Here is an 18,501-nt window from a genome sequence, read left to right as displayed (position 1 = left end):
GGCAAGCACAACACGCGGGAACCGCGCGTGCGAACCGCGAACCTAGTCGGGGAAGACCACGCGCAGCATCGCGCTGGCGGGTGTCGCACTACAGGCAAGCGTCCAGCCGTCGGTCAGATCGGCTGCGTCGAGCACGTGGTTGGCGTTCAGGTTCACGCTGCCGGCCTCGACCCGGCACATGCAGGCGCCGCACAAACCACTGCGGCACGAGTTGGGGGCCGGCACGTCGGCGCGCAGCATGGCGTCGAGCAGGGTTTCACCCGTTTCGCAGACGAAGGTGAAGGTGTTGCCGTCGAGCACGGTTTCGATTGCGGCATTTGCGATCGAGGTCGTCTGGAGCGGTTCGGATGCGATGGGCACGTCGGGCGCTTCCGGCGCCATGGACGCAGTGCGTACTCCGGGTGCGCCGGACACTCCGGACACTCCGGACACTCCGGCAACCCCCGGCACGCCAGCGACCCGAGGCACAGACGCGTCAACCGTAGCCGGCAAATCGGGCAGCGACGCAAACCGCTCCACATGCACCTTCGCACGCGGCAAACCCAGCGCAAGCATTGCCGCCAACGCGTTCTCCATGAACAGCGCCGGCCCGCAGATAAAGCATTCCTGCGTACTCCACGGCCGCGCCAGTTCTTCCAGATGACGCTGCTGCGGAATACCCTGCACGCTATCGAGCCAGTGAATCACCCGCAATCGTCCGGCGTGCCGTTGTCCGAGTTGCCGCAGTTCTTCGCTGAAAATTACCGACTGCGCGTCCCGATTCGCGTAAATCAAGGTGAGCATGCCACGCCCGTTCACCAGCGCGGACTTGAGAATCGACAGTACCGGCGTAACGCCGCTGCCGCCCGCGAACAGAAGCAGGTCGCCGTCGAGCGAACGCGGCGTGAACACGCCCGCGGGCACCATCACGTCGAGCTCGTCACCGGGTTGAATGCTGTCGCACAGCCAGTTCGACACGCGCCCATCGCGAACCCGCTTGACGGTGATCTTCGGCGCGCGGTCAATGCCCGGCGCGCTCGAAAGCGAATAACAGCGCTGCACGGTAGCATCCGCGCACGGCACCTTGAGCGTGAGAAACTGCCCCGGGCGATAGCTGAATGCATCGTGAAGCGCCTGTGGCAACTCGAACACGAAAGAGCGCGCGTCGGCGCTCTCCGCGATCACGTTCGCCACTTTGAGCCGGTGAAAACGCGAATCGGCCATGGCGTGCGAACTCAGGCGATGCCCATGATCATCTGCGCATTGTCGATCCGATACTCGCTGCCGTTGATGAAGCGCGATTCATCGGACGCAAGGAACAGCACCAGATTCGCGATGTCTTCCGGCAGACACATCCGACCGTGCGGATCGACCGATTGCGTGAGCGCGTCGCGGGTTTCTTCGGCTGTACCGAAGAACGGTGCGGTCATCGGCGTGAGAATGCCGTCCGGGTGAATGGTGTTGCAGCGGACCTTGTAACCCTGCTGCTTGCAGTGCGCGGCGATTGCGCGCGTCATGGCCGTCACCGCGCCTTTGCTGGCCGAGTACGCGCAGAAGGCGCCGAGTCCACCCAATGCCGCCACCGAAGACATGTTGACGATCGAGCCACCCTTCTCCTTCATCGCTTTGACTGCCGCGCGGCAACCGAGAAAATAGCCTTCGGCATTGATGCGCAGCACGCGTTGCCATTGTTCGAGCGTGGTGTCTTCAATGCTGCCGAGCAACAGTACCGCGGCGTTATTGACCAATACATCCGGCGTTCCGAAGGCCGTTTGCGTCGCGCCGAATACATCGTTCCAGCCGGCCTCGGACGTGATGTCATGACGCACGAACAACGCGGCATCACCGATCTGCGCAGCCACTTCGCGGCCGGCTTCTTCGTTGACGTCGGTGAGCACGACACGCGCGCCTTCACGGGCGAACAACAACGCGTCCTGTTTGCCGACACCGCTCGCGGCGCCTGTGACGACGGCGATCTTGCCTTTGAGTCTGTCTCCCATCTTCGTTCTCTCTTTCAGTATCAGTCAGTTTCAGTCAGGGAATGGGCGGTGTTCGCAAGAACTACGCCCGCTGCGGCCCGGCCTGCCTGGCGGCCGGACCAGATACAGTCCGCGAGCGAAAGGCCACTCACGTAATGATTCGATGCCAGGCCGCACGCGGCCCGGCCGGCCGCGAACAGGCCTTCAATCGGCGTGCCCTGTGCCGACAACACAGCATTGGTCGTCTCGTCGACCTGCAAGCCGCCCAGCGTGATCGACGGGCAAGGGAAAATGCGGCTGTCCGATGAAATGTCGATCGCGTAATACGGTCCTTGCATGAGCGGACGCAACATGGCAGAGGATTTTCCGAACATACGGTCGATGCCGTTAAGCGCGCCCAGGTTGTAGGTATGGACGGTTTGCGCGAGCACCGCAGGATCGCTACCGATGCGGGCGGCCAGATCGGCCAGCGAGCGGGCGCGTTTGCGGCCTGCCAGCATCAACAGCATTGCGGGCACGCTTTGAAACGCCCACAGCTTGCCGAGCAAACACTCCTTCAGCGCGAGCTTCACGAGCCGCGCATCGAGAATCAGCCATGCGTGCCCTTCGCGCGTTTCGCATATCGCGTGGCCGAGCGCCGCGCCGTAGACTTCCTCATTGCAAAAGCGCTCGCCATTGCGATCCACGACGCAGCCTTGTGCCCACGCATAAGGCGGATTGATGAAGCGCCACGCAGACACACGTTCGAGCCGCCGCGCCATGCCACCGGCAGACAAACCGAGCCGGATGCCGGAGCCGTCACAACCGGTGGTGCCAAGACGCCAGTTCGGCAGATAACGCGGCGCGTAGTGCGCCACCATCGACCGATTGAAGATGAAGCCGCCCGTGCTCAACACCACGGCATCGGCTTTGATCGTAATGAGACGACCTTCGCGCTGTTCGACGCGATGGAGCGCTGCGCGTAACCAGTCGGCCCACGCCGGCATGCCGTTATGCAGGCGTTCCGCCCAGCGCGCAAGTCGCCGATGGGTGCGCTGGGCACGGCCCGGCGCCACTTGCCAGACTTGAGCACCGATCACGCGACCGCAGCGATCGGTAACCAACCGGCGCACGCTTGCGTGGCACATCGTGTCGACGAATGGCTGCGCATCCACCGCGCGTCGCAACGTGTCATACAGCACGCGGCCCGACATACCGTCACCGACCACGCGATGCCCACGCGGAGCAGGCGCATGCTCACGCACGGCATCGCCTACCGCCTCGTTGCCCGAGTAGTAGAGGTAATAGCGATTCTGCGGATACGACGTCTTGCGTGGCGGCACCGACGCGGCAAAACGCACGCCCAGACGTTCGAGCCACCGCAGCATGTCGACACTGCCGGCGCAAAAGCGTTTGAGCGTCGCCGCGGACACCGCGTCGCCCACTTCCTGCTGCAAGTAATCGAACATCGCCTCGGGCGTGTCGCTGTAACCGGCTTCGGTTTGATAGCGCGTGCCCCCGCCTGCGTAGACCACGCCGCCACTTTTCGCGCTCGCGCCGCCGCCCTCGAAACGCTCGACGATCCGCACTTTCGCGCCTGCCGCCGCCGCTTCCAGTGCGGCACACGCGCCCGCCGCACCGAAGCCCGCGACCAGCACGTCGCACACGTCGTCCCAACGCACGCAGGCGGGATCGTCGACGACGAGCGGCGCTTCGACCGGCGTAGCCGATCCCTGCTGGGCGGACGAGGGGCTCTGCATCACGCCGCGCGCCCGCTTAGACCGCTGCGCAGCGCACGGGCGCCGCAGCGGTGGTATAGACACCGTCCACATACACCAGTGGATCGACCTCGCCGCTGATCAGCACCTGCTCGACACGGCCGATGAAAATTGCATGCGTGCCGTAGTCGAAGCGACCGTCCTGCGTGCAGATGAGGCTCGCCTGCGCATCGTGCAGATACGGCACGCCATGATCCGAGCTCTGCCAGTTGCCGGTGGTGAAACGTTCTTCGCCTTTGAGGCGCCCGCTGCAATCGATCGCAATATGCTGATGCTGCGCCGAAAGCACGTTCACGCAAAACGCCGCGCCCTTATCAAGCGGCGGAAAAATCGACGACGTGCGGTTGATGCAGATCAGCAGCGATGGCGGTTCGGTCGAGAGCGAATCGACCGCGGTGGCCGACATCGAATAGCGCCGTTCGCCGTCGCTGCAACTGATAACGGCAACCGAGCGTGCAAGGCGGCGCATTGCCAGCAGCATATCGGCGCGCAACGGATGTGAAGTGAGTTCGGTCATGACGTGACTCCGCGAAGTTCGCTGCTTGCAGCGCGTGCTGTTCCTGAAGTGCTGACCTCGCCGTTGAGATCGTCGTCGGCGTCGGCGAGATGATTCGCGGCGATGTAACCGAAGGTCATGGCAGGGCCGAGCGTCGAACCCGCGCCGGGATAGCTCGCCCCCATCATCGACGCGCTGGTGTTGCCGATCGCGTAGAGACCGGCAATCGGTGTACCGTCCGTGCGCAAAACCCGGGCGCGGGCATCGGTGAGGAGACCGCCTTTGGTGCCGATGTCGCCGGCGTCGATACGCACGGCGTAGAACGGCCCGGTCCCGATCGGCGCGAGGCACGGATTCGGCTTGACGCCGGGGTCGCCGTAGTAGGTATCGAAGGCATTGCCGCCTTTGGCGAATTCTTCGTCGATGCCGGTCGCGGCGTAGCGATTCATCTTCACCACAGTGTCGCGCAAGCCTTGTGCATCGATGCCAATTTGCGCGGCCAGCGCGTCGAGCGAATCGGCCTTGTAGAGCAACGAACGAAACGCCGCGGGGATACGGGTGTCCGGCATCATCGCGCCGGGCATGATCGGCCCACACGGATATTTGTGGCGGAACTGCGCGTCGAACACCATCCATGCCGGCACGCAGGCACCGGTATTCGCATGGTCGCGATACATCGCCGGCACGAACTCGGAATATGGCGCCGCCTCGTTGACGAAACGCTTGCCAAGTCCGTTGACCACCACGCAACCTGGCAGATTGCGTTCGACGAACAGCGCACGCTGCTTTTCCTCATGATCGACGTGCACGGTCGGCGCACCCCACACGTGTTCCATCAACGCGGTCTGTGCGCCCAGTTCCAGACCGACGGCAATCGCATCACCTGTATTGTTCGGTGGCGTTGCGCTCCACTGCGCTTGCGTTGGACGCGGCAGATAGCGCTCGCGCATCGCCTGATTGCGTTCGAAGCCGCCGGCCGCGAGAATCACGCCGCGTTTTGCGAGCACCCGCACGTTTTCTCCACCGCGCTCCACCACGACGCCCGTTACGCGTGCGTCTGCTTCGAGCAACTCGGTCATCGGCGCGTTGAGCCACAGTGGAATGTCGCGATCGAGCAACGCACGACGCAGGCCACCTGCCAACGCGTTGCCGAGCGTCAGGCGGCGATCGCGCCGCGAGCGGCTGCGCGCGCGTATATCGAACCAGTAGCGGCCGAATTGCTTCAACGCGAGTCCGATATAACCGGGCGCTTTCGACAGCAGCATGTGCGCCTCTTTCGACGTCACCGCCACTCGGCCACCAATCAGCGTTCCTGGTGAAGGCAGGCGCAACCGCGCGAATTCTTCACCGAGCGAGGCGCCGTCCACCGGCAAGGGATCGAGCGCGCGGTAACCCGGCATCGATCCCGGCAGGTTCTGAAAATAGTCCGCGTACTTCGGCAATGCTTCATAACGCACGGGCGTATTCGCTTCGACATAGCGCAACATCTCGGGTGCGATGTCGAGATACGCGTCGATCCGGTCGCTAGCGGTGGCGCCTTTCGTGCAGGCATCAATGTAGGTTCGTGCGGCCTCAGGTGTATCCGTGGCGCCCATTTCGGCGATATGGTGGTTGCACGGAATCCAGATACCACCACCCGACACCGCCGAGGTCCCGCCGTACACGTCGCTCTTTTCGAGCACGATGACGGACAGGCCGCGGTCGGCCGCGCGACAGGCGGCCAGCATGCCGCCCGCGCCGGAGCCGACCACCACCACGTCGAACACATGCGTCTGCGTTTGCTGTTCGCTCATGGCTGCATCCATCAAACGAAGAAATCGGTGTTCGGACGCCCGAGCATCACGGCGCCGAGATTCTGGCCGAAGCGATCCAGATTATTTGCGTAGTGCGCACGCGCTGCATGCAGATCGAGAAAGCGCCGTACCAGCGGATTGCGGTTATAAATGCCGTTGCCGCCCGCGTAACGCAGCAGCGCATTGGCGGCCTGCGCGCAGCGTTCAGCCACCTGCGCGGATTGATAGCGGAAATGCACGCGCCGCTCGATCGAGACAGCCGGGCCACCGTTAGCGGCCGCAAGCAGTTCGGCGAAATTGCGCTTGAGCAGCAGCTTCATTTCGTCGAGTGCAACCGCCGCGTTGGCGCAGGCGGTTTGTGCGCCGGTGTCGTCGGTGGTTTTCGCGCCGCTGTTGGCGCTCACGCGCGTGGCGGCATACGACGTGAAGTCGTCCAGCGCGCCTTGCAACGCGCCGATACATGCGGTGCACACCGCACGCACGAAGATCTGCGCAAACGGCAAGTGGAATAGCGGTGCGTCGTTGACGGCGAGACCAGGGCTCGTGCCCATCATGCCGTCGATGGCCTTGTGCGTACGATAGTCCGGCACGAACGCATCGTTCACCACGATGTCGTGACTGCCGGTCGCGCGTAAGCCGAGTACGTCCCAATCCTGTTCGATCGTGTAATCGCTTTTCGGCAGCAGGAAGGTGCGGTATTCCGGCGGTTCGCCTTCTTTCGCCGGCGGCACCAGCGCGCCGAGAAAGATCCATTCGCACAGTTCGCTGCCGCTGGAAAACTTCCAGTGCCCGGACAGCCGGAAGCCGCCTTCAACCGGCGTCACCCGGCCTACCGGCATATAGGTCGATGCAATCAGCGTGCCAGGATCCTTGCCCCACACGTCCTGCTGCGCGCGTTCGTCGAACAGCGCCAACTGCCAGTTGTGCACGCCGACCACGCCGTACACCCATGCGGTCGACATGCAGCCGCGCGCCATGGCCATCTGAATCTCGAAGAAGGTCTGCGGATCGAGTTCGTAGCCGCCATAACGCTTCGGCTGAAGGACCTTGAAAAAACCGGCGGCCTGGAAATCGGCCAGTGTCTCAGCGGGAATCCGGCCATTCGCCTCGGCCTGAGCGGCACGCCCGGCGAGTACCGGTGCGAGCGCTTCAGCGCGGGCGATGAGTTCAGTTGCAAGGGCGTTCGAATCGTTGTCGCGATGCACGGCTGTCTCCATGATGGCGCGCGAGATGGGTGTCGCGCTTATTCTGTTGGGTTCATCTTCGAGCTCCGGCTGCGGCGTCGCATCGTCTGAAGAGACTAGCGACGCCCGCCTCACCCGCTGTTATGCAGCGACCTTATGCGGCAACCTGCGCCTTCTCCTTGTCGGCCTTCAGGCGACTGAAATACGGAATCACGTGCTCGCCGATGTTGCGGATCGTTTCGAGCTGCGCTTCCTGGGACACCGTGCCCATCTGGCAGAGGAACAGCACTTCGTCCACACCTGCTTCCATCAGCCGGCCCACATAGCCGATGCAATCGTCAACGGTGCCGTACGCGTGATTCGGGTTCATCATCGAAAGCGCAGGATCGCTGAAATCGACCACCACTTCTTCCGACGCGAAGCGCGAACGGATCACCATTTCGCCGGTATTGCCCTTCACGAGGTCATCGCCCCAGTTATCCGGGTTCGGGCGTTCGCCGCCGGTGTACCAGTAAGCCAGTGACTCCATGAAATAGCGCTGTCCGCGAATGCCGATCTTGCGGGCCTGCTGGCCATCGGTCAGTACCACGGTCGGGCACAGGGCGGCCAGATGCTGCGTCGGACGGAAACCGACCTGGTCTTCCGCTTTGCGGGTCGCCCATGCTTCGCGATACAGCGCGTTTTTCTTGGCGACTTCGTCGGGACCGCCGAAACCGAGCACCAGTGCGCCCAAACCACGCTGACCAGCCCGCAGCAGGCCGTCGTTGTTGGTACACGCCATGTACATTGGCGGATGCGGGTCCTGGAACGGCTTCGGGTGAATCGGCCGTTTAGGAATCTTGATGTATTTGCCGTCGTGCTCGATCTCGTCCTGCACGAACATCTTCGGCACGAGGTACATCGATTCGTCGATCATCGGTTGCAGCTCGGCGAGGTCGTAGCCGAACGCGCCTGCTTCCTGCTGGCTGCCGCCTTTGCCGACGCCGAAATGCACACGGCCGCCGGACAGAATGTCGAGCATGGCCACGCGTTCGGCCACCTTGATCGGATGATTCATCGCGGGCGGCAGGCAGATCACGCCATGGCCGAGGCCAATGCGGGTCGTGCGGCCGGCCAGATACGCGAGGAAGGTTTCCGGGGCGCTCATATGCGCGTAGTTCGTTAGCGACGTGTGTTCGACGCACCAGACGGTATCGAAACCCATCTGTTCGGCGAGCAACGCCTGCTCGACGGTCTCCTTGAATACCCGGTGATCGCCTTCCCGCGAAGCGTCCGTGGTCTGGGCTTCGTAAATCAGAGAAAACTTCATTGCGTGCGTCTCCATGAATTTTGGACTGTGCTGAAACGGGCGGTCCGCTCCCGACCCACCGATTCCTACGATGATCGTGACGGTCCACGGAATGAAGTTTCAGTTCGCGCGTGCGGGCCGGCATCGTCTATTTGGATTAACGGTGTGCGATCTGGCGTAGAAGCTTTGATCGAAGGTGTTTTCTTCGTTTTCGTTCGCCTGGCGTTTCGCCGTGCTTTTCACGCTTGGCTAGTCCGATTGGACCTCGTGCGGCGCTCGCCCGTGGCGCTACGATCGAGTCGCTACATAACGCGACTCTATTGATGGGAGTGAAATGCAATGAAGGCTTCGATGATGCTGTACCCGGTCGACACGATCGATGCGGCGCTGCCGTTCTTTGTCGACGGGCTGGGTTTGACGGTGAAATTCCGCGACGGTGAACGCTATTGCGCGCTCGACGGCGGCGCGCTGGGCATCGCACTGGTGGCCGCCGAAGAACGGATCGTCGAGCGCGCGGCGCTGGTGTTTCGGGTGGACGAAAACGACGACCTGTACGCAGCAATGGCGCGTGTGGTGGCAGCGGGTGCGTCAGTGCGGGTGCCGGTTCAGCAAGGGCCGCACGAATTGCGCGCGGTGCTGGAGGACAAGAATGGCGCGTTGCTGGTGTTGTCGCAAAAGCGAGCGATTTAAACCGTTGGATGGCGTGCCGCACTTGATATAAGCACGGCACACGTAGTCGCTTCGTTCAAATCAGGTGACTTTCGCCCTGGTTCAGCCGAGCGGCACCACACTAGCCAGCAGAATGCGCACGAGCGTGGCCTGACGCGTTACGCCGGTCTTCGAGAAGATCGCCCTCAGGTGGGCCCGCGCGGTGTTCTTGCTGATGCCCAATTCGTCGGCCGCTTCTTCCAGCGTCAGGCCATTAGTCAACAGCAACGCGAGCGAGGTTTCCGCAGGCGTGAGGTCGAATAGCTTGCGTACGATCTCCTGCGCTCCCTGCGATTTGCGATCCGGATCGCGCAGAAACAGCACGGTGGCCGGGCGGCGCTTGTTGTCCTCGGACCAGTCCGATAGCGGAATCGTGCGCACCAGCACGCCGAGTTTCGGCTTGTCGCAACCGCGCGTGATCGGCATGGCTTCGACAATCGGCGCGGCGGTGCCAAAGTGTCCCATCAGTGCATGACGCACCAGACGTTGCAGATTGCGGTTCTCCTGCGCATCGGTGGCCTCAACGTTGCCGTGCACGATACGCAGACCGTTGCCCTGCGCGAGAATTTCGTCGGCCACGCTGTTAGTGCGCATGATCGCGCCGCTCTCGTCGAGCGTCACGGTGCCCACCAGCATGCGGTCAATCGCGCTCGCATACAGCGTGCGCTCCGACTCGACGATATCGAGCCGCGAATGCAGTTCGACTGCCCGCCGCAAATGCGGCAGCAACAGCGCGCAAAACGCCTTGTCGCGTGCGGAAAAATGCTTCGAAGCGTGACTGCGGCACACGCGAAACCGGCATTCGACGCCGGACTCCGTGCGCAGATCGGCGCCCATAATGTAGCGGATATCCGCCGGCTTCAGGAATTGCTTGTAAAGCTCGCTCGTGAGCCAACCCGTGTCGCCGAATACTTCGTCGACTGTGACCACACGATCCGCCGGCAAACCGACGAACGGATCGAGCGAATAGTAGTAGTTGTTGTACGACGCTTCGCCCGGCACGCCCGACCCCATTTCGGAAGCGTGCACCATCAGGCCGCGCCGGTCGCTCGAAGGCGAGCGCAGAATCAGGGTTGCGTAGCTCGCGCCGAGCGAGGTGCGGATCAGTTCGAGCGCGCTAGCCCACGGCGTACTTTCCAGCGCCCCCTGATAAATCCGCGCGGCCAGTTCGCTGAACTGCGCAACGCTCATCTCGGCCAGTTCACTCATGGCCTGGCCCTCTTCAGGGGCCCATTTTGTCTCCATCAACACTCTCCGTCCTCCATGCGACTTTGCATCGCGCCGCCAAGCTTAAGGGCCGATCTGTTTGCTGGCATCGGGGGAAGTACTTAGCTGAGGGAAGTTTCGCTGAGCGTGCGAACGAACTCTCGTCCAATCGGACGATGCTCCCTTAAAGCCGCCGCGCTTCAATGCATTCAGTGTTGCGGCCTGCGCGCTGAATGGCCTGATTTACGGCTCGACTCGCATCATGTGCGGCCGCATCGCTTATACCCCGTATAGCCGCTTTCATGACAGTTTTCTCAGGAGACCCGATGGCGCTCGATCCCCAGGCGCAGGCCGTGCTCGCTGCTTTCGCCGGCATGCCTCCACTCGATTTCGCGCAACTCACCGCGCCCGCTTACCGCGCGATGCTCGCCGCGGGCGGTGCTTTTGCGCCTGGCGACACCATTGCGGCGGAAGAGGATCTGATGATTCCGACCGCAAGCGGCCCGATTGCTGCGCGCCTTTACCGGCCCGTGATTGAAGGCGGCGCTGACAACGGCCTGCTGCCCCTTACCGTCTTTTTTCATGGCGGAGGCTTCGTTTCCTGCGGGCTCGATACGCACGCCAACCTGTGCCGCTGTCTGGCGCAACGCGCGCGAACGGTCGTGCTATCGGTCGATTACCGGCTCGCGCCGGAAGCGCGTTTTCCGGCCGCCGCGCTCGATGCATGCGACGCCGTGCGTTGGGCCGCCGCCAACTCAGCCGATTTACGCGTGCGGCCTGGCGCGCTAGCCGTTGCCGGTGACAGCGCAGGCGGCAATCTGGCCGCGGTGGCCGCGCAGCAGTTGCGTCATAGCGGCGTGAATATCGCGCATCAGTTGCTGTTCTATCCGGTGGTGGATTGCGCGACCGAGCATCCTTCATACGAATCGACGGGTAGCGGCTATTTCCTGACGGCGGAGATGATGCGCTGGTTCAAAGATCGGTATTTCGCGGAGGGCGCCGATCGTGCCGATCCGCTCGCCAGTCCGCTCGCCGCTACCGATCTCACGGGTGTGGCCAGCGCCACCATCATCAGCGCCGAATACGACCCATTGCGCGACGAGGCCGAACGCTATGCGGCACGTCTCGCGCAAGCGGGCGTGCTCACGACCCATCTGCGCTGGCCGGGGCAAATGCACGGCTTCGCCAGTCTGCTCGGCGCGCTCGATGCGGCCGACCATGCACTCACAACGGCAGCGCGAACCTTACGCCATGCGCTGCACGTCCAGAACACCTGACTTAGCTGACCAGACACGACATGACTGCATTGATCCGCCTCGCGGCCGAAGACGGCATCGCGACGCTCACGTTCGACCGCCCCGAGGCACTGAACGCCCTCAACGAAGCGATGGCAAACGAACTGAACGCGAAGCTCGCACGCCTCGCTAATCACGACGAGATCCGCGCGATCGTGCTGACCGGTGCGGGAAACGCTTTCATGGCGGGCGGCGATTTGCAGACCATGCGCGCCGCGCTCGACGCCAAACCCGTGGTGCGGGACCGCGCGATCGGCAAGCTCGTGCGACTTGCGCAAACCGTGGTCGAGACCGTCACGGGTTCGCGCAAACCGGTGATCGCCAGCGTCAACGGCGCAGTGGCAGGCTTCGGCTTGAGCCTCGTCGCGGCCTGCGATCTGGCTATCGCAGCAAAGAGCGCGACATTCACATCGGCGTATGGCCGAATCGGCACATCCCCCGACGGCGGCGCAACCTACACGTTACCGCGCGCGCTCGGCACCAAGCAGGCCGCGCAATGGATGTATCTCGACGAGCGGCATACGGCCGACGAGGCCCTGCGAGCGGGTATCGTCAACTGGGTCGTACCGGACGACGAACTCGCCGCGCAAACGCGCTCGTTGTTAAAGCGGATGGGCGCCCTCTCGCCGGACGCATTCGCGCAAACCAAGAATCTGATGCTGCACGCACCCGAGCGCAGCTTCGCCGAGCATTTATATGCGGAACAGCGCAGCTTTCTGCACTGTGCGGCGGGCGACGATTTCCGCGAAGGCATCGACGCATTCTTCGACAAACGCGCGCCCGTGTTCGGTTCTAGCGCACGTTAAGCGCTTTTCTTATTTGCGGCGACAGCAACAACAGCAGTAGCACACGGATGAACCCATGAAACTCGCCACTACCGACGAAATCGTCGCCGAGCTGAAAGCCGGCCGCATGATCATTCTGGTCGACGAGGAAGATCGTGAAAACGAAGGCGATCTGTTGATCGCCGCTGAGCACGTCACCCCCGAAGCGATCAACTTCATGGCGCGCTTTGGCCGCGGCCTCGTCTGCCTGACGTTGAGCGCCGAGCACTGTGCACACCTCAAGCTGCCGCCGATGGCGGAACAGAACGGCACGCCGTACGGCACCGCGTTCACGGTCAGCATCGAGGCAGCGCAAGGCGTCACCACCGGCATCTCCGCGGCCGACCGGGCGCATACGATCCGCACTGCGATTCACGCGGATGTGCGCGCCGAGCATCTGGTGCAACCGGGCCACGTGTTCCCTATCGCAGCACGGAAAGGCGGCGTACTGGTGCGTGCCGGACACACCGAGGCCGGCTGCGATCTCACCGCCCTTGCAGGGCTGACGCCCGCCGCGGTGATCTGCGAAATCATGAACGACGACGGCACCATGTCGCGCCTGCCGCAACTGATCGAATTCGCCGAGCGCCATGGCTTGAAGATCGGCACGATTGCCGATCTGATCCACTATCGGAGCACTCACGAGTCGCTCGTCGAACGTGTCGGCGAGAGACCGCTGCACACGCCGTGGGGACCATTTCGCGCGATTCAGTATCGCGACACGGTGCGCCAATCCGCCCATCTGGCGCTGGTGCGCGGCAATCCAACGCCCGACGTACCGGTGCTCACGCGCGTGCACGAATGCTTTTCGCTGCTCGATCTGCTCGATGCCGAACCGTCCGCGCATTCGTGGCCGTTGCACGCAGCGTTGCAAAAAATCGATGCGGCCGGATGCGGCGTAGCGGTCCTGCTCGATTGCGACATGCGTGCCGATGCGATGAACAGCAGCAACGGCGTGCCGGCACGCAAGGACGGCAGACTCTCCGGTATTGGCTCGCAGATTCTGCGCGAACTCGGCCTGCGTAGACTGAATGTATTGTCGAGCCCATTCAGGCTGCCGGCGCTGTCCGGGCACGAACTGGAGATCATGGCGTTCATTCCGCTTGGCGAAGCGGATCTGGACAATCCGTATGCCTTCGAACGCGCGCCCGCTGCGCAGAGGGTTGGCGCGCCACGAATGTCCACGCCTCTTCGGTCCACCGCAGCAGTGCATGTCAACGCTCAGTCCGCGTCATACGAACTCGAAGCCTCCTCATGGTGAATCCTGGATGACCAAGCACAACAAGCCCAATCAACCTTACGTAGCCCTCGTCACGGGCGCTTCACGCGGTGCCGGCAAAGGTATCGCACTCGCCCTCGCCGCGACGGGCGCAACGGTCTACGTGACTGGACGCACACAACGCGAAGGCGACGCGCCACTGCCAGGCACCGTGCACGCGACGGCGATCGAAATCGATAAGCTCGGCGGCAAAGGCATCGCCCTCACATGCGATCACGCCGACGACCGGCAGGTAGCAGAAGTATTCGACTCCATCCGGCGCAACAGCGGGCGGCTCGACATCCTCGTCAATAACGCCACCGCGTTGCACGATGAACTGATTCGCCCGGCACCGTTCTGGGAAAAGCCGCTGGATCTCGTGGATATTCTCAATGTCGGTCTGCGCTCCGCATATGTTGCGAGCTGGCATGCCGCGCCACTGATGGCCGCGCAAGGCGATGGACTGATCGCGTTCACCTCCTCGTTCGGTGCGAGCTGTTATATGCATGGCGCAGCGTATGGCGCGCAGAAAGTGGGCGTCGACAAGTTCGCCAAGGACATGGCCGTCGATTTGAAACCGTACGGCGTCGCGACGGCTTCTATCTGGATGGGCATGCTGCAAACCGAACGCACCGCGCGCGTGATCGCCGAGCATCCCGAACAGTATGCGGGCTTCAGCGAGCTCGCTGAGACGCCGCAATTCACGGGACGCCTGATCGATGCAATGTATCGCGACCCGCAACGTCAGCAGAAATCCGGTTTGGTGCTGGTCGGTGCCGAGCTCGCGCGCGAGTACGGTATCACCGAGCTCGACGGTCGTCAGCCGCCGTCACATCGCGAGGCGTTGGGCGGCCCGGTGCAGGCGCATCCTGCAATCGTCGCCTGAGACGCGGCTCGGCGGCTCGGCGGCTCGGCGGCTCGGCGGCTAGAAGCCTGTCACCACCATCGCAAACACCAACGCCGCACCGCCCACCGCGCCGAGGAACGTGAAGCACTGTTCGTCCGCGCCGGAGCGGCGTGCCCAGATTCGTCCCGCCAACGCAGCCAACCCGGTGATGCCCAGAAACAAGGACAGCGACGAACCGGCCGTACACACCATGCCGGGAAACTCATCGCTCCAGGCGCACGCATAGAGCTGCCGCACGGATACACCCACCACGCCGATCGCCACCAGTACGCCGGCAATCAGTCCGTCCCGCTGAACGCTGGATTTCATTTGCAGCCCTCCCCCATCACGCCCGTCCTCATCACGCTCGCCCCCATTCCCATGCGCTGCCCCAACGCCTGCCGCGCGGCTTTTCGCCTCGATACGGTGGACGGAAGGCCATGTCGCACGGTTCTCGGTTCATACCGCCATTGACGGCGATTCGACGCGTGCGGGCATCGTCCGGATGGACTAAGGGGATTGCCTGACGGGTTGTCGGGGGGATTGCGGGGGAAATTGCAGGTGGATTGCGAAGGAAACCACCATCGAAGAAAACAGTGGACGTGACGGCACTCGCCGTCACGTCGAAGCAATCAAGTGGTCACCGCGTCAGCGCGCGTCAAGCCGTTTGCGGCTTACCGACAAACCACGTCCCGATGACCTCTTCGATCGCGCGCGCAGCGGACAACAACGCAGCTTCGCCACGCGGCTTACCGACGATCTGAATACCGACCGGCAAGCCGCTCGCGCTCATCCCGCACGGAATTGCGATGACCGGCATGCCGGTGAGCGTCAAAGCGTAGGTAATGGCGAGCCAATCGATATACGTATCGAAGTGCCGGCCGACAGCATCGCGGATATCGCGGGCTTCCACCGGGAACGGCAGCACGATAGAAGCCGGACAGATCAGCACGTCATAGCGCTGCAACAGCGCGTTCATCTTGTGGAACAACAAGCCGCGCGTACGGTGTGCAGCGAGCATTGCGCGGTTATCCACCTGCAGGCCAAACTCGATGTTCCAGATCACGTTCGGGTTCAGCACATCACGATGGTGAGCCAGTACCTCTTCATAGTTCGCCGCGTACGAGATACCTCGCAACGCATGGAACGCCTGGGTTGCCCCGCTCAGATCGAGATCGCTTTCATCCACGCCGATGCCTGAACCTGCCAGGCGGTCCATCGTTTTACGGCAGATTGCGAGGATCTCCGGCTCGACCGTCGCAATACCCAGCCCTTCGCTGAATGCGACACGCGCCGGACGCTGCGGCCTGCGTGCATGCTCCAGAAACGACGTTGCCGGTTCGCTCAGCGACATCGGCGCGCATTCGACTTCGCCGCACATTGCGTCTAGCAGCAGCGCAGCATCGGTTACGTTGCGCGCCATCGGTCCATGAATGCCCAGCGTGTCGTACGGATTGGCGGCCGGGCCATACGACACCCGCCCCGCCGTGGGACGCATGCCCACCACGCCGCAAAACGCCGAAGGCGTGCGCAACGACCCCGCCAGATCGGAGCCCTGCGCGACCCATGCCGTGCCCGATGCCAACGCGGCAGCCGCGCCGCCCGAGGAACCGCCCGCCGAGCGCGACAGGTCCCACGGATTGCGCGTGATGCCGAACACGCTGTTATACGTATGACCGCCGGAACCGAACTCCGGCGTGTTGGATTTCGCATAGACCACGCCACCGCGCGCTTCGAGCAGTGTCACGCCGGCATCGGATGTCTCAGGAATGCGATCGCGGTAGACGAGCGAACCACGTGTGGTGCGCACGCCGGCTACATCGGTCAAATCCTTGATCGGCACCGGCAACCCGCACAACAGGCCGCGCTCACCGGCCGGCTTCTTCAGCAGCGCATCGGCATGAGCATGCGCGCGCTCGAAACACAACGTGGGCAACGCGTTGACCCGCGGTTCGACGCGCTCCACCTGAGCAGCAAGCGTGTCGAGCAGATCATGCGGACTGACTGACTCCTCGCGCAACAAATCGACAATTTCGCACGCGCTTCGCTCAATGAGACTCAAATCGACGGACATAGTGGCTATCGGCTTCGTGGTAGGGATGCCCGTCAGTTTCGCATGTAGCGTGCATTTGCGTCGTCAAACGGGTACTTTTTTAGCGATCGAGGTTCTTTCATCCGAGCGCTTATGCGGCGGACATTGCGGACTCGTATGTAGCTTTGCCGCGGCGAGCGTCGGTCAGCATCATATCGGCCGCCTTCTCGCCGATCATGATGGAGGGCGCATTGGTGTTGCCGCTCACCAGTGTCGGCATGATCGACGCATCGGCCACTCGCAGGCCTTCGAGGCCAATCACTTTCAATTGCGGATCGACCACGCTGTCGGCATCAATGCCCATCTTGCAGGTCCCCGCTGGATGGAACACCGTGGCCGCGTGCGCACGAATGTAATCGAGCAGCGCAACATCCGACTGCACATAAGCGCCCGGCAGCATCTCTTTGCCGCGGATTGGATCGAAGACCGGCGAGGCGAGGATCGAACGCGCGAGCTTGATGCCTTCGATCAGCACACGTGCGTCTTCTTCGCGAGCGAGAAAGTTGTAGTCGATCAGCGGCGCGCGCTTGTCCTCGCGCGACAGCGTAAGCATGCCGATGCTTTTCGGCCGCAGCACGCAGGTATGAATAGCGAATCCGTGACCGTATTCAAAAAGACGCCCGCGATGGCTGCGATAGCCGGGCACAAAATGGAACTGCACATCGGGGTCGCCTCCAGCGGCGTAACGGGTTCTCGCGAAGCCGCCGGCTTCGACGTAATTGGTGGTGAGCCAACCCTTCTTACGCAGCAGATACTTGAAGGGCGATGCAGCCACCTTCGGCAGCGAACGCAGCGAAAAGCCGAGCGTTTTCGCGCTCGACGAACGCACGGTCACCAGGCCGTCGAGATGATCCTGCAGATTGCGCCCCACACCCGCGAGATGATGCTTGACGTCGATACCACTCTCCCGCAAATGCGCAGCATCGCCGATACCGGACATCAGCATCAGATGCGGCGAACCGATCGCGCCCGCGGCGAGAACGACTTCCCCCTTCGCATTCAGCAGCAGGGTGGCGCCGTCCTTCTCGACGTACACGCCATGCACACGGTTGCCTTCGAGACGCAAGGACAACGCACGGCAATCGCTCAGCAGCGTAAGATTCCTGCGCTGCAGAACCGGATGTACGAACGCCCTGTAACTCGACAAACGACGCGCCGCTTTCTGCGTCACGTCGTACAAGCCGACGCCGAATGGGTCGTCCGCATTGAAATCGCAGTTGTGCGGCAAGCCGATACCGCGTGCGGCGTCGATGAACATCTGCGAGAGCGGATTCGGATCGCGCGGACGGTCGACTGACAACTCGCCGCCCGTCCCGTGATAAGTCTCGTCCTGTCCGAGCCGGTTGCCTTCCGAGCGCTTGAAGAACGGCAGCAGATCGTCGTAGGCCCAGCCTTTGCAACCCGCCGCGGACCAGCCGTCATAGTCCGAGCGCATGCCGCGAATGTAGATCATGCTGTTCATCGAACTCGATCCGCCGAGCACCTTGCCACGTGGGCAATGCAAGCTACGTCCGTTCAAACGCGTTTGCGGCGCGGATTCGAAGTTGTAGCTGTACTGCGGGCTCTTGTAGAGCGTGATGGTACCGGCTGGCACCTGCACGCGCGGTGTGCTGTCAGAACCGCCCGCTTCGACGAGACACACCGTATAGCGGCCATCCGCGCTCAACCGGTTCGCCAGCACACAGCCGGCCGAACCAGCCCCGATGATCACGAAGTCGAAGTCCATTGTTTGTGCTGTTTGACTCATTTTGTGCGG

The 18,501-nt window shown here is 62.8% G+C and carries 15 protein-coding genes and 1 pseudogene; 5 read left to right on the top strand and 11 right to left on the bottom strand.

Annotation, left to right across the window (positions count from 1 at the left end):
- Positions 1–42 precede the first annotated feature (42 nt).
- From PQQ52_RS04775 to PQQ52_RS04745, 7 genes are all read right to left on the bottom strand, one after another.
- Positions 43–1,203 (bottom strand): 2Fe-2S iron-sulfur cluster-binding protein, encoded by a 1,161-nt coding sequence (locus PQQ52_RS04775; RefSeq protein WP_408207337.1) that lies wholly within the window; start codon positions 1,201–1,203, stop codon positions 43–45.
- An 11-nt stretch (positions 1,204–1,214) separates the two neighbouring features.
- Complete coding sequence (locus tag PQQ52_RS04770; protein WP_408207335.1) at positions 1,215–1,979, bottom strand: glucose 1-dehydrogenase; 765 nt, start codon at positions 1,977–1,979, stop codon at positions 1,215–1,217.
- A gap of 20 nt (positions 1,980–1,999) precedes the next feature.
- Positions 2,000–3,697, bottom strand: a complete 1,698-nt coding sequence (locus PQQ52_RS04765; protein WP_408207738.1) for an FAD-binding protein — start codon at positions 3,695–3,697, stop codon at positions 2,000–2,002.
- A 16-nt stretch (positions 3,698–3,713) separates the two neighbouring features.
- Positions 3,714–4,232, bottom strand: a complete 519-nt coding sequence (locus tag PQQ52_RS04760) for a flavin reductase family protein (RefSeq protein WP_408207333.1) — start codon at positions 4,230–4,232, stop codon at positions 3,714–3,716.
- Positions 4,229–6,004, bottom strand: a complete 1,776-nt coding sequence (locus tag PQQ52_RS04755; protein WP_408207331.1) for an FAD-dependent oxidoreductase — start codon at positions 6,002–6,004, stop codon at positions 4,229–4,231. Before PQQ52_RS04755 ends, PQQ52_RS04760 begins: the two co-directional genes overlap by 4 nt.
- Before the next feature lie 11 nt (positions 6,005–6,015).
- Positions 6,016–7,209, bottom strand: coding sequence for a flavin-dependent monooxygenase (locus PQQ52_RS04750; RefSeq protein WP_408207329.1), 1,194 nt, complete (start codon positions 7,207–7,209; stop codon positions 6,016–6,018).
- Positions 7,210–7,342: 133 nt separating this feature from the next.
- Positions 7,343–8,497, bottom strand: coding sequence for an LLM class flavin-dependent oxidoreductase (locus PQQ52_RS04745; RefSeq protein WP_408207327.1), 1,155 nt, complete (start codon positions 8,495–8,497; stop codon positions 7,343–7,345).
- Positions 8,498–8,815: 318 nt separating this feature from the next.
- On the opposite strand from PQQ52_RS04745, the gene PQQ52_RS04740 reads away from it, so the two are divergent.
- Positions 8,816–9,166 (top strand): VOC family protein, encoded by a 351-nt coding sequence (locus PQQ52_RS04740; protein WP_408207325.1) that lies wholly within the window; start codon positions 8,816–8,818, stop codon positions 9,164–9,166.
- An 81-nt stretch (positions 9,167–9,247) separates the two neighbouring features.
- On the opposite strand, the gene PQQ52_RS04735 is transcribed toward PQQ52_RS04740, so the two are convergent.
- Positions 9,248–10,429 carry a helix-turn-helix transcriptional regulator gene (locus tag PQQ52_RS04735; protein ID WP_408207323.1) on the bottom strand — a complete coding sequence of 394 codons (1,182 nt, stop codon included), beginning with the start codon at positions 10,427–10,429 and terminating at the stop codon, positions 9,248–9,250.
- 287 nt (positions 10,430–10,716) lie between these two features.
- Here PQQ52_RS04735 and PQQ52_RS04730 point away from each other — a divergent pair, with 287 nt between their 5' ends.
- The 4 genes and pseudogenes from PQQ52_RS04730 (at position 10,717) to PQQ52_RS04715 (ending at position 14,653) form a co-directional block, all read left to right on the top strand.
- On the top strand, positions 10,717–11,667 hold the full coding sequence (locus tag PQQ52_RS04730) for an alpha/beta hydrolase (RefSeq protein ID WP_408207321.1): 951 nt from the start codon (positions 10,717–10,719) through the stop codon (positions 11,665–11,667).
- 20 nt (positions 11,668–11,687) lie between these two features.
- Positions 11,688–12,491: an enoyl-CoA hydratase/isomerase family protein gene (locus PQQ52_RS04725; protein WP_408207319.1), complete on the top strand. Its 804-nt coding sequence runs from the start codon at positions 11,688–11,690 to the stop codon at positions 12,489–12,491.
- Positions 12,492–12,546: 55 nt separating this feature from the next.
- Positions 12,547–13,638, top strand: a pseudogene (gene ribBA / locus PQQ52_RS04720) (bifunctional 3,4-dihydroxy-2-butanone-4-phosphate synthase/GTP cyclohydrolase II); the annotation flags it as partial.
- A gap of 139 nt (positions 13,639–13,777) precedes the next feature.
- Complete coding sequence (locus tag PQQ52_RS04715) at positions 13,778–14,653, top strand: SDR family NAD(P)-dependent oxidoreductase (protein ID WP_408207317.1); 876 nt, start codon at positions 13,778–13,780, stop codon at positions 14,651–14,653.
- Positions 14,654–14,692: 39 nt separating this feature from the next.
- Here PQQ52_RS04715 and PQQ52_RS04710 read toward each other — a convergent pair whose 3' ends face one another.
- From PQQ52_RS04710 to PQQ52_RS04700, 3 genes are all read right to left on the bottom strand, one after another.
- Positions 14,693–14,983: a hypothetical protein gene (locus PQQ52_RS04710; RefSeq protein WP_408207315.1), complete on the bottom strand. Its 291-nt coding sequence runs from the start codon at positions 14,981–14,983 to the stop codon at positions 14,693–14,695.
- A gap of 328 nt (positions 14,984–15,311) precedes the next feature.
- The gene (locus PQQ52_RS04705) at positions 15,312–16,727 is read right to left on the bottom strand and encodes an amidase (protein WP_408207313.1); all 1,416 of its coding nucleotides are present in this window, start codon (positions 16,725–16,727) and stop codon (positions 15,312–15,314) included.
- Positions 16,728–16,836: 109 nt separating this feature from the next.
- Positions 16,837–18,492 (bottom strand): GMC family oxidoreductase, encoded by a 1,656-nt coding sequence (locus PQQ52_RS04700; RefSeq protein WP_408207311.1) that lies wholly within the window; start codon positions 18,490–18,492, stop codon positions 16,837–16,839.
- Positions 18,493–18,501 lie beyond the last annotated feature (9 nt).

Source organism: Paraburkholderia sediminicola, from assembly GCF_046030555.1.
Lineage (GTDB): Bacteria > Pseudomonadota > Gammaproteobacteria > Burkholderiales > Burkholderiaceae > Paraburkholderia > Paraburkholderia sediminicola_E.
Note: the sequence above shows the minus strand (reverse complement) of the source record. Positions and strands in the feature narration are given on the sequence as shown.